The organism is Leucobacter sp. CX87 (assembly GCF_018682295.1).
Taxonomy (GTDB): domain Bacteria; phylum Actinomycetota; class Actinomycetes; order Actinomycetales; family Microbacteriaceae; genus Cx-87.
The window spans coordinates 440,238-452,454 of record NZ_JAFIRI010000005.1 but is presented as its reverse complement, the minus strand read 5'-3'; the positions used below and the strand labels follow the sequence as shown (position 1 = coordinate 452,454).

Annotated in this window: 9 protein-coding genes; all 9 read right to left on the bottom strand. The window is 65.4% G+C overall.

Annotated elements, in window-relative coordinates:
- Positions 1 to 233: 233 nt before the first annotated feature.
- Entirely contained in the window at positions 234 to 1,640 is a 1,407-nt protein-coding gene (locus KOE53_RS09240; protein ID WP_188058233.1) for a pyridoxal phosphate-dependent decarboxylase family protein, read from the bottom strand.
- Positions 1,641 to 1,803: 163 nt separating this feature from the next.
- Positions 1,804 to 2,601 carry a nitrilase-related carbon-nitrogen hydrolase gene (locus tag KOE53_RS09235; protein ID WP_188058232.1) on the bottom strand — a complete coding sequence of 266 codons (798 nt, stop codon included), beginning with the start codon at positions 2,599 to 2,601 and terminating at the stop codon, positions 1,804 to 1,806.
- 5 nt (positions 2,602 to 2,606) lie between these two features.
- Positions 2,607 to 3,923 (bottom strand): tyrosine--tRNA ligase, encoded by a 1,317-nt coding sequence (tyrS, locus tag KOE53_RS09230; protein WP_353055627.1) that lies wholly within the window; start codon positions 3,921 to 3,923, stop codon positions 2,607 to 2,609.
- Positions 3,924 to 3,969: 46 nt separating this feature from the next.
- Positions 3,970 to 5,424, bottom strand: coding sequence for an argininosuccinate lyase (argH, locus tag KOE53_RS09225; protein WP_188058230.1), 1,455 nt, complete (start codon positions 5,422 to 5,424; stop codon positions 3,970 to 3,972).
- A 58-nt stretch (positions 5,425 to 5,482) separates the two neighbouring features.
- Complete coding sequence (argF, locus tag KOE53_RS09220) at positions 5,483 to 6,409, bottom strand: ornithine carbamoyltransferase (protein WP_188058229.1); 927 nt, start codon at positions 6,407 to 6,409, stop codon at positions 5,483 to 5,485.
- Between the two features lie 123 nt (positions 6,410 to 6,532).
- The gene (gene typA, locus KOE53_RS09215) at positions 6,533 to 8,437 is read right to left on the bottom strand and encodes a translational GTPase TypA (RefSeq protein WP_188046307.1); all 1,905 of its coding nucleotides are present in this window, start codon (positions 8,435 to 8,437) and stop codon (positions 6,533 to 6,535) included.
- Between the two features lie 112 nt (positions 8,438 to 8,549).
- On the bottom strand, positions 8,550 to 10,241 hold the full coding sequence (locus KOE53_RS09210; RefSeq protein ID WP_188058228.1) for a dipeptide ABC transporter ATP-binding protein: 1,692 nt from the start codon (positions 10,239 to 10,241) through the stop codon (positions 8,550 to 8,552).
- Complete coding sequence (locus KOE53_RS09205; RefSeq protein ID WP_188046305.1) at positions 10,238 to 11,194, bottom strand: ABC transporter permease; 957 nt, start codon at positions 11,192 to 11,194, stop codon at positions 10,238 to 10,240. Before KOE53_RS09205 ends, KOE53_RS09210 begins: the two co-directional genes overlap by 4 nt.
- On the bottom strand, positions 11,187 to 12,113 hold the full coding sequence (locus tag KOE53_RS09200; protein ID WP_188046304.1) for an ABC transporter permease: 927 nt from the start codon (positions 12,111 to 12,113) through the stop codon (positions 11,187 to 11,189). Before KOE53_RS09200 ends, KOE53_RS09205 begins: the two co-directional genes overlap by 8 nt.
- Between the last annotated feature and the right edge of the window lie 104 nt (positions 12,114 to 12,217).

Below are 12,217 nucleotides of genomic sequence, written 5' to 3'. Positions count from 1 at the left end.
CCACATTCCGTGTCCCGCACTGCCGTGCTGACAAGGGATAACATTACGTTCGATCCGGCCCGCGGGCAAATCACGCCCCGCCGCCGGGCGTGTCCCCCCGGAAACACGCGGAAGTTACAAACCCGAGGCGACCCGGACGATCTGCATAAACCGTGCCAATCCGGCCCAAAGTCGCCAGAAACACCGATTTCGACCAAAATCCCGGGCGTTTTGGGCGCTCCCTCGCAACGCACTCACTCCATGCTGTCGAGAATCCCCACCAGCTGCTCATAGGTCGTGAGCGGATTGACGATCGCGAAGCGCGCGTTCGCTCTTCCGGCATGGGAGCTCGGCACGACGAACGCCTGCTGGCTTTCGAGCAAGCCGTGCGACCAGCGGTCGTAATCCGCCCGCTCCCAACCCGTTCGTTCGAAGACCACCACCGACAGCTGCGGCTCACGCACCAACTGCAGCCCGGGCCGCTGCCGAATCTCGTCGGCGATGCGTCGAGCGAGCGTGATCGAGTGACCGATCGAATCGCGATAGGCGGCAGCTCCGTACGTGGCGAGCGAGAACCACAGCGGCAGGCCGCGCGGCCTGCGCGTCAGTTGCGTCGCGTAATCGGAGGGGCTCCACTCGGTCGCCTCGGTGAGCGCGTCGAGGTACTCGGCGTGCTGCGTGTGGGCCCGACGCCCCGTTTCGGGGTCGCGGTACAGCAGCGCGCACGCGTCGTAGGGCGCGAACAGCCACTTGTGCGGGTCGACGACCAGTGAATCGGCGAGTTCGACCCCGGCGAACTGCTCGCGGCTCAGCGGCGAGAGCATCGCCGCGAGCCCGTAGGCTCCGTCCACATGCAGCCAGAAGTCGAACTCCTGCTTCAGCGCCGCGATCCCCGCGACGTCATCGACGATCCCAAAATTCGTCGTCCCTGTCGTCACGACGACGGCGATCACCCGATCTCCGTGATCCTGCAGCTGCGCTCTGACCGACTCTGCGCGCAGCACGCCATCCGCATCGACGGCCGCGGTCGCAATATCCACGTCCATGACCCGTGCCGCCGCCGCGATTGACGAGTGGGCCTCAGCGCTGCAGACGATGACCCAGCGGCCCGAAGGGGATGCCTGGCTCGCCAACTTGTCGCGCGCCACTTCCCTGGCCGCGACCAGCGCCGAGAGGTTTCCGATGGTGCCGCCCTGTACGAACACCCCGCCGGCGCCCTTCGGCAGCCCGAACTCGTTCGCCAACCAGCGAAGCACCTCGTTCTCGGCGTGCACGACCCCGGCCCCCTCCATCCAAGACCCGCCATACAGCGCGCTCGCCGAAACGACGAGGTCGAATGCGACGGCCGCCTTCGACGGGGCACTCGGGATGAATGACAGAAACTGCGGGTGGTCGGTCGTGATGCAGGCGGGCGCCAGCACGTGCTCGAAAACCGCAAGTGCACGCGCCTCCCCAATGCCGTGCTCGTCGATGGTGGTCCCCGCAAGGCGCGTGAGTTCCGCCTCGGTGGAGGGGTGATCAAGGGGCGTGTTCTCCGACAGGATCCTGCGCCGTGAGTACTCGAGTACCCGGTCGACGATGCGTTCCGTCTCCACGGAAACCTCGTGCATGCGAGTGTGGTGGCCGCTCGCCCCGGAATCTGATGTGCCGCTGTGCGTCATTGCTGGCTCCTCCGCGCTGAGTGGTGTCATTGATTGTCTCGCGCGAAGGCGTCACTCTGCCAGAGAACCGGCCGAAGATTCTCGCAGGCGCGACCGGCAACCGCTCCCCCTCGAACGCACAAGCGGCCCAGGCGCAATGCCCAGGCCGCTCGCGTCACGAGGATCACCTCGAAGTCGAGGAATCCCACTCCCGGTAGAGCTCCGGCCGGCGGTCGCGGAGGTAGTCTGCCTCGCCCGCCAAAACGGGAGCCGGATCGGGAATGTCCGCTACGAGCAGCTCGACCCCGGCGCCGGCGCGACCGAGCACGCGCCCCTCGCGCCCCGCCACCGTGCTCAACCCTGCGAACGGCAGATCTGCGTGGAACGCATGGTCCGCGTACGCGACGACCAGGGCGTTCTCGGCGGCACGCGACGGGACCGTCGTCATGGGCACGTACTCCGAGCCGGCCTCGATCGCTGTCGGCACGAGCAACAGGTCCGCGCCCTGCGCGGCGAGGAAGCGCGCGGGCTCGGGGAACTCGATGTCGTAGCAAATCTGGAAGGCCACGCGGCGTCCGTTCCAGTCCGCGACTCGGGGCGCCACCGTCGACGCGGTAAACGCGCCCGGCTCGTCCCCCCACAGGTGGACCTTCGCGTAGCGCAGCACCTCCTCGCCGCTCGCGCTCCAGAGACCAGCGGAGATGGTGAACCCGCCCTCGGGGTGCAGATCGGGGAACCCCGTGGCCACCGCGATGCCCTGCTCGGCGGCGATGAGCGCGATACGCTCGGGAATGTCGGCGACGCGATCCTGTGTGAGCCAGTCTGCGAGGAGCAGCGGCACGTGACCCGTCACGAACAACTCGGGGGCAAGGATCAGCTCGGCGCCGGCGGCGACCGCCTCCGCCGCCCCCGCCCGCAGCGCGCCGAGGTTCGTGTCGACGTCAAGCGGCGACGATGATGCTTGGAGCAGGGCGATGCGCATGATGGTTAGCCCTCGCCGCCCACGATGAGGCCCGCAAGAGTCTTCTTGCCCCGGCGCAGCACGGCGTAGGTGTCGTGCAGCAGGTGGCCCGCCACCAATTCCGCGTCGTCCGTGTCGATCGGGGCGCCGTTGATGGTGACGCCGCCCTGAGCGATCGCTCGCCGCGCCTCGCCCAAAGAGGAGACCAGGCCGGCGTCGACGAGCAGCTGGATCACGCGCGTACCGAGCTCGGCCCGCACATGCGGCAGCTCGGTGAGCGCCGCGCCCAATGTTGCCGAGTCGAGCGCGGTGAGGTCGCCCTTGCCGAACAGCGCGTCCGACGCAGCGATGGCCGCCTCGGTTGCAGTCTTGCCGTGCACGAGCGACGTGACCTCGTAGGCCAGGCGCTTCTGGGCGGCGCGACGGAAGGGCTCTTCCGCAACCTGGCGAGCGAGCTCCTCGATCTCGGCGCGCGAGAGGAAGGTGAAAACCTTCAGCCGGTCGATCACGTCGGCGTCGTCCGCGTTGACCCAGAACTGGTAGAACGCGTACGGCGAGCACATGCTCGGGTCGAGCCAGATGGCGTTCCCCTCGCTCTTGCCAAACTTCGTGCCGTCCGAGTTCGTGATCAGCGGGGTGCCGATCGCGTGCGCCGACTTGCCGGTTTCGCGGCGGATCAGGTCGGTGCCGCTCGTAAGGTTGCCCCACTGGTCGCTGCCGCCCGACTGGAGCACGCAGTCGTAGCTGCGGAACAGCTCAAGGAAGTCGTAGCCCTGCAGGATCTGGTAGCTGAACTCGGTGTAGCTGATGCCCTCTTCTGAGTTCAGGCGGGCCGCGACTGCGTCCTTCTTGAGCATCGTGCCGACGCGGAAGTGCTTGCCGATCTCGCGCAGGAAGTCGATCGCAGTGAGCTCGGCCGTCCAATCGAGGTTGTTCACGAGGCGCACCGCGTTGTCCCCCTCGGCAGAGAGGAAGCGCGATACCTGCGCCTGCAGGCGCGACACCCACTCGGCCACCGTGTCGCGGCTGTTCAGCGTGCGCTCCGCAGTGGGCCGCGGGTCGCCGATGAGTCCGGTGGAGCCGCCCACGAGGCCGAGCGGCTTGTGCCCCTTGAGCTGCAGCCGGCGCAGGAGCAAGAGCTGCACGAGGTTGCCCAGGTGCAGGCTTGGCGCGGTCGGGTCAAACCCGCAGTAATAGGTGAACGGCTCGCCCTCGAGCAGTGTCGACAACGCCTCGGCGTCGGTCGATACGTGAATGAGGCCGCGCCATTCGAGCTCGTCCCACAGCGTTGCAAAGCTGTCGTCGAGCTTTTGGGCGGCGAAGATCTCGGTGCGTTCGTTCACAGCGGGTTCGTCCTTCATCTAGTTTCTGCGCAGGATCCGGTGGGTGCTATTTTGCCGAACGGAACTCTGCGATGCGCTCGGCCAGACGCGCAAGCTGATCGTCGACCCGCACGCGAGCAGTACCGCCCGCGCCGACCCGGCTGTTCACCGAGCCCTCGATCGTGAGGACGTCGCGCACCGCAGGGGTGAGCTCCGGCGAGACGCTCTGCAGCTGCTCGTCGCTCGGTTCGTGCAGCTCGAGGCCGCGCTCCTCGCAGAACCGGACGAGCTCGCCCGAAATCTCGTGGGCGTCGCGGAAGATGACCCCCTGCTTCACGAGCCACTCGGCGACATCGGTCGCGAGCGAGAAGCCCTGGGGGGCGAGCGCCGCCATGCGCTCGGTATCGAAGCGCATCGTGGCGACCATGCCGGTGAACGCGGGCAGCAGCATCTCGAGCTGCGAGACCGAGTCGAACACCGGCTCCTTGTCCTCCTGCAGGTCGCGGTTGTACGCGAGCGGCATTGCCTTCAGCGTCGCGAGCAGTCCCGTCAGGTTTCCGATCAGGCGCCCCGACTTGCCGCGCGCGAGCTCGGCGATGTCGGGGTTCTTCTTCTGCGGCATGATCGACGACCCAGTCGAGAAGGAATCGTGCAGGCGAACGAAGCCGAACTCCTTGGTGTTCCAGAGGATGATCTCCTCCGAAAGCCGCGACAGGTCGATGCCGATCTGGGCGCAGATGAACGCGAACTCGGCGACGACGTCGCGCGCCGCGGTGCCGTCGATCGAGTTCTCCAGCGGCTCGCCGAGGCCGAGCTCGCTCGCCACCAGGCGCGGGTCGAGGCCGAGTGAGCTGCCCGCGAGGGCGCCCCCGCCGTACGGCGAGTGCTGCGCGCGGCTCGCCCAGTCGCGGATGCGCTCGAGGTCGCGCACGATCGGCCACGCGTGCGCGCCAAGGTGGTGCGCGAGCAGCACTGGCTGGGCGTGCTGCAGGTGGGTGCGCCCCGGCATGATCGCTTCGGGGTGCGCGAGCGCCTGGTCGAGCAGGGCGTCGAGCAGGTCGAGCAGCTGCACGCGAAGCACCGCCGCGTGGTCCAGCAGGAAGAGGCGCACGAGCGTCGCGATCTGGTCATTCCGGCTGCGGCCCGCGCGAAGCTTGCCGCCGAGCTGCACGCCCGTGATCTCGATCAGCCCGCGCTCGAGCGCTGAGTGCACGTCCTCGTCGGACTCTGCGGCGACGAATGCCCCGCTCGCCACCCGCGCGGCGAGTTCGTCGAGCCCGGCCCGCATTGCGGCGAGCTCTTCGGGGTCCAAGTATCCCGCGGCGGCGAGGGCCGAAGCGTGCGCCTTGGAGCCGGCGATGTCGTAGGGCGCCAGGATCCAGTCAAACTGGGTGGACTTGCTCAGCGCCTGCAGCGCGGGCGACGGGCCGCTCGCGAAACGGCCGCCCCAGAGGGCGCCATCCTCGGCTGCGCGGTTGCTCGACTCGTCAGGGCTGGCGGCGGCGAGGCTTTCGTCGGTCATGATGATCCCAATCTTTTGGCCGTTGCGGGGCCGGGTGAACAGTCTGAAAAAGTAGGTGCTAGTTGCTCTCGTCGAGCAGCCAGGACATGAGCGCCTTCTGCGCGTGGACGCGGTTCTCCGCCTCGTCCCACACGACACTCTGCGGCCCGTCGATGACGGCGGCGTCGACCTCGTACTCCCGATATGCGGGAAGGCAGTGCAGGAAGATCGCGTCGGGCTGGGCGAGCTGCATGAGCTCGGGGGTGACCCGATACGGGCCGAAACGCTCGACGCGCTCGGCCTTCTCCGCTTCCTGCCCCATCGACACCCAGGTGTCGGTGATCACGGCGTCGGCGCCGGTCACGGCGGCGACGGGATCCTGCAATACCGTCACGCTGCCGCCGGTCTGCGCGGCGATCTTCTCGGCGTCGGCGATGATGTCGGCGCGCGGGTGGAAGCCGGCTGGGCCAGCGATGCGGACGTGCATGCCAGCGGTCGCAAAGCCGAGCAGGTACGAGTGGCCCATATTGTTGGCCGAATCGCCCAGGTAGGTCGCAGTGAGGCCCGCAAGCTCGCCCTTGTGCTCACGGATGGTGAGCAGGTCGGCGAGGATCTGGCAGGGGTGGAAGTCGTCCGAGAGCGAGTTAATGACGGGAACGCTGGAGTTCGCCGCCATCTCTTCGAGTCCAGCGTGCGAAAAAGTACGCCAGACAATCAGCGAAACCATGCGCGAGAGCACCTTTGCGGTGTCTTCGATCGACTCTTTGACGCCGAGCTGTGAGGATCCGGAGTCCATGATCAGTGGCGCACCACCGAGATCACTGACCCCCACCGAGAAGCTCACCCGCGTGCGGGTCGAGGTCTTGTCGAAGATCACCGCGGCGGTCTTCGGGCCCTCGAGCGGTCGCTCCGCAAATCGATCGCGCTTCAGACGCTCCGCACGGTCGAGCACCAGAGTCTGCTCGGCAGGGGAAAGGTCGTCGTCGCGAAGGAAGTGTCTGATCACCCCTCCAGTCTATGACTGGAGGGGGCAATGCCAATTCGCGGCCGCATTCGTCACCGATTCCCGGAAACGAAGGAGGGGCCCGGGGCGCTTTCGCACCCCGGGCCCCTCAACACTCAGAGAGAGTTACTTCTGGCTCTTCAGGCGAGCCGTCGCGCGCTGGCGTGCGCCAGCTTCGAGCTCAACCTTGCGAATACGAACGACCTCGGGGGTAACCTCGACGCACTCGTCCTCGCGGGCGAACTCGAGGCACTCCTCGAGCGAGAGCTGGCGAGGCGGGGTCATCGACTCGAAGGTGTCCGAGCTCGCGGCACGCATGTTCGTGAGCTGCTTCTCCTTCGTGATGTTGACGTCCATGTCCTCGTTGCGCGAGTTCTCGCCGATGACCATGCCCTCGTAGACCTCCTGCGTGGGGCTGACGAAGAAGGTCATCCGCTCCTGCAGCTTGATCATCGAGAAGGGGGTCACGACACCCATGCGGTCCGCAACGATCGAACCGTTGTTGCGGGTGACGATGGGGCCAGCCCACGGGGCGTAGCCGTGCGAGATCGCGTTGGCGATGCCGGTGCCGCGGGTGGTGGTCATGAATTCCGAGCGGAAGCCGATGAGGCCACGCGCGGGGACGATGAACTCCATGCGCACCCAGCCGGTGCCGTTGTTCGACATGCCATCCATGAGGCCCTTACGGGTCGCCATGAGCTGAGTGATCGCGCCGAGGTACTCCTCGGGGGTATCGATGGTCAGGTGCTCGAACGGCTCGTGCTTCTTGCCGTTGATCTCCTTCGTCACCACCTGAGGCTTGCCGACGGTGAGCTCGAAGCCCTCGCGACGCATGTTCTCGACCAGAATCGACAGAGCGAGCTCGCCGCGGCCCTGCACCTCCCACGCGTCGGGGCGTCCCACGTCAACGACCTTGAGCGAAACGTTACCGATGAGCTCGCGGTCGAGGCGATCCTTGACCATGCGGGCGGTGAGCTTGTGGCCCTTCACCTTGCCGACGAGCGGCGAGGTGTTGGAACCAATCGTCATCGAGATTGCGGGTGCATCGATCTCGATCTTCGGCAGGGGACGAACGTCCTCAGCATCGGCGATGGTCTCGCCAATGGTGATGTCCTCGATACCGGCGATGGCAACGATGTCGCCGGGGCCAGCCTTCTCGGCGGGGTAACGCGAGAGCGCCTTGGTGAGCATGAGCTCGGTGATGCGGACGTTCTGCACGGTGCCGTCGTGGCGCACCCAAGCAACCGTCTCGCCCTTGCGGATCTCGCCGTGGAAGACGCGCAGCAGCGCGATACGGCCGAGGAACGGCGAGGAGTCAAGGTTGGTAACGTGCGCCTGCAGGGGGTGCTCGTCATCGTAGGTCGGTGCAGGAACGTGCTCGATGATCGCACCGAAGAGCGCCTCAAGAGTGTCGGTGTCGGGCAGCGTGCCGTTGGCCGGCTGGTTCAGGCTGGCAGCGCCGGCGCGGCCCGAGAGGTAGACGACGGGCACGTTGAGCACGGCGTCGATATCGAGATCGGGGTGCTCATCCGCCATGTCCGACGCAAGACCCAGCAGCAGGTCCTGGCTCTCGTCAACGACCTCCTGAATGCGGGAGTCGGGACGGTCCGTCTTGTTGACGGCAAGAATAACGGGGTGCTTGGCCTCAAGGGCCTTGCGCAGCACGAAGCGGGTCTGGGGCAGCGGGCCCTCGGACGCGTCGACGAGCAGAACAACACCGTCGACCATCGACAGTGCGCGCTCCACCTCGCCGCCGAAGTCGGCGTGGCCGGGCGTATCAACAACGTTGATCACGATCGGGCCGTTCTTCGCGTGCTCACCGTCATAGCTAATGGCGGTGTTCTTCGCGAGGATCGTGATGCCCTTTTCGCGCTCGAGATCGTTCGAGTCCATCACGCGGTCACTCACGTCAGCGTGTGCGTCGAACGAGTTCGTCTGGCGGAGCATCGCGTCAACGAGCGTGGTCTTTCCGTGGTCGACGTGAGCCACGATGGCGACGTTGCGAAGGTCTTCGCGGGTGGCAAGAGCCATAGAAGTATTGTCCTAACGAGGATGGTTGCGTCGCCGGCTGAGCGGGATGCTGAAGAAGCCGACGAGCTAGTTTAGCGAATCGGTGTGGGGAATCGGCTGGTAAAACCGGAAGTCAGGCTCCCAGCGGGATATTTGCGCCCGGAATTGCGGCCAAAAGATTCTTTGTGTACTCCTCGCGGGGGGTGTCAAACACCTGCTCAGTGCGAGCGTGTTCAACAATTCGCCCCTGCTGCATGACGCAGACTTCGTCCGCGATCACACGCACAACCGCAAGGTCGTGCGTGATGAAGAGATACGTCAGCCCCAGCTCGCGCTGCAGCTCTGCCAGCAATTCTAGGATCTGCGCCTGAACGAGAACGTCAAGCGCCGAAACAGCCTCGTCGAGCACCAGAATCTCTGGCTTGAGGGCGAGCCCTCGCGCCACGGCAACTCGCTGCCGCTGTCCACCGGACAGCTCGTTGGGGTATCGGGTCGCGAGCTCCCGCGGCAGGGCTACCTGGTCGAGCAGCTCGAGCATGCGTGCCTTGCGGCTGGCGCTGTCGCCCACCTTGTGGATGTTCAGCGGCTCCATGATGGTGTTGCCGATGTTGTGCAGCGGGTCGAGCGAACCGTAAGGATCCTGGAATACCGGCTGCAACGTCCGCCGCAACGCAAAGGTCTCCTTCGCATCCATCAGGCTGGTATCCCGGCCCGCGATCACGATCTTGCCGGCGGTGGGCTGTTCGAGCTGCAACACCATCTTCGCGATGGTGGACTTCCCCGACCCCGACTCACCCACCAGCGCCATCGTCTGTCCACGCTTGATGGTGAACGAGGCGTCATCCACGGCCTTGAAATCCTCGTGGCCGAAGTTGCCCTTGCGCAGCTTGTAGACCTTGGAGAGGTTCGAGACCTCGATCAGGGTCTCCCCTGCCCCGACGACCTGCGTCGACTGGGCGGCAAGCGAGGCGAGGTCGAACTCGCTCGCCGGCGCCGCGACGCTCACCCCGGCACTGATCCTGCGTGACGCGAGGCTCGGCGCGGCCGAGACGAGACGCTGCGTGTAGGGGTGCTGCGGGCGCTGCAAAATCTCCCGGCTAGGGCCCGACTCGACGATCTTGCCCTTGTACATCACAATGAGCTTCTCTGCCCGCTCTGCCGCGAGGCCCAGGTCGTGCGTGATGAACACCACGGCGGTGCCTGACTCGCGCGTGAGCTTCGCCATGTGGTCCAGGACCACGCGCTGCACCGTGACGTCGAGCGCAGAGGTGGGCTCGTCCGCGATGAGCAGCTGCGGGTTCGCCGACATACCGATACCGATGAGCGCACGCTGCTTCATGCCGCCCGAGAACTGGTGCGGGTATTGGCGCATCCGGCGCTCGGCATCGGCAAGGCCAGCCTGCTTGAGCACCTCGACTGCGCGTTCCTCGATCTCCTTCTTGCCGGTGGCGACGCCGTTGGCACGGATCGCTTCCTTGACCTGATAGCCGATCGACCACACCGGATTGAGGTTCGACATCGGGTCCTGCGGCACGAAACCGATCTCGCGTCCGCGGATCGACTCGAGGTCACGGCGGTGCAGACCGACCAGCTCACGGTCGTTCCAGCGGATGGAGCCGCCCGTGACGGCGCCCGTGCCCGGGAGCAGGCCGATCACGGCGTGCATCGCGGTCGACTTTCCCGAACCGGACTCCCCCACAATCGCGACAGTCTCGCCGGGGTAAACATCCAGGTTGATGCCGTGCAGCACCTCGTTGGTCTGGCCGCCGTTATTGAACGCGACCCGCAAGTCGCGCACGCTCAGCAGTGGTTGACGCTCGTTCATCGCTGCGCCCTCGCCTTCGGATCAAGTGCATCTCGGACGACTTCTCCGAGCATAATGAAGCCCAGCACGGTGATCGTGAGCGCCATGGACGGGTAAATCAGGGTCTGCGGGTTATTGCGCAGGTCGCCTTGGGCGGCGCTGATGTCGTTGCCCCAACTCATGAACATCGAGGTGGGCAGGCCGAGCCCCAGGAACGAAAGCACCGCCTCGGCAACGATCGCGGCCGAGAGCGAGAGCGTGGTGACGACGATCACGGGAGCGATCGAGTTCGGCAGCACATGCTTGATCAGCGTCTTCATGCGCGAGAGGCCGAGCGATTTGGACGCCATCACAAAGTCCGCGTTCTTCACGCGCAGGATCTCGGCGCGCAAGATGCGCGCCGTCACCGGCCAGGAGAAGGCCCCGATCGCGAGCGCGATGACGAAGACGTTGCGGTGCGCAGAGAAGACGCTCATCACGATCACTGCCGCGAGGATGTAGGGAATCGAGAAGAAAATATCTCCCAGGCGCGAGAGCACCGTGTCAACCCAGCCGCCGAAGAAGCCGGCGAGCGCACCCATGATGGTGCCGATAACGAAGGTCATCGTGATCACGATGAGGCCGACCGATACTGAGGTGGACGTACCGTGGATAATCCGCGAGTAGACGTCGCAGCCCTGGCGGGTGAAGCCGAGCGGGTGACCCGCGGTGGGACCGCCGTTCGAAAGAGCGAGCTGGCAGGCCCGAGGATCCACCTGGGTGAAGAGAGTTGGGAACAGCGAGACGACGATTACGAGCAGGATGATCGCGGACGAGATCCAGAACATCGGCCGCTTGCGCATATCGCGCCAGGCGTCGAGCCACAGATTGGACTTGCGTTCGGCGATGCGCACCGCGTCGACCGCGGCGACCGGGGTCTCTTCGAAGGGAGCAACAAAGTGCTCGGGGATGGGATTACTTCGCGACTCAGGCATAACGGATCCTCGGATCAAGCACGGCATACAAAAGGTCTACGACGAGATTCACGCCGAGGTAGACGAGTACCATCACGGTGACGAACGAGACCACCGTGGCGTTCTCGCCGCGCAGGATTGCCTGGTAAAGCGTGTTCCCGACGCCAGGCACGTTGAAAATGCCCTCGGTCACGGTCGCGCCCACCATCAAGATCCCGAAGTCGGCCGCAGTGTTGGTGACGGTCGGGATGAGTGAGTTCCGCAGCACGTGCACCGGAATGACGCGCCCGCGGGAGAGGCCCTTGGCGTAGGCGGTCCGCACGAAGTCCTGGTTCAGGGTGTCGATCACCGAGGCGCGCGTGAGACGCATGCTGGTGGCGTACAGGCTAATGCCGAGCACGATACCCGGGAGGAGAAGGTCCTGGATGGGGGCTCCGGTACCCACCGTTGTCCGGAACCAGCCCAGCTTGATACCGAAGAAGAACTGGGCGATGAACGCGATCACGAAGATCGGCACACTCATCATGACGAGACCGATGATGAGATTGATGTTGTCGAAGAACTTGCCCTTGCGCAGCCCCGAGATGAGGCCGATCACGACGGCGAGCGTCAGCTCGATCACGATCGCGATCGCCGCGAGCTTGATCGTCACGGGGAAGGTACGGGCCAGAATCTCATTGACCGATTGGCCCGAGAAACTCGTGCCGAAGTCGCCGACGAAGATCTTCCCGAGGTAGATCAGGTACTGGACGATAAACGGCTTGTCGAGGTTGTACTGCTCTTGCAGACGTTCAACGACCGCCGGGTTCGGGGTTTTGTCACCGAACATCGCGGCGATGGGATCGCCTGGCATGGCAAACACCATGAAATAAATGAGGAAGGTGGTGCCGAGGAGCACGGGCACGACCTGCAGCAAACGGAAGAGGATATAACGCAGCACGCCTAGTCCCCCGTTCCGTGGGTGAAGTCTGACATGGGGAAATTCTCTCGTAACTTCGAGTTCTATGGGTGGTTCGCGGCGGCTCTGTCGCAAACACGGAGCAC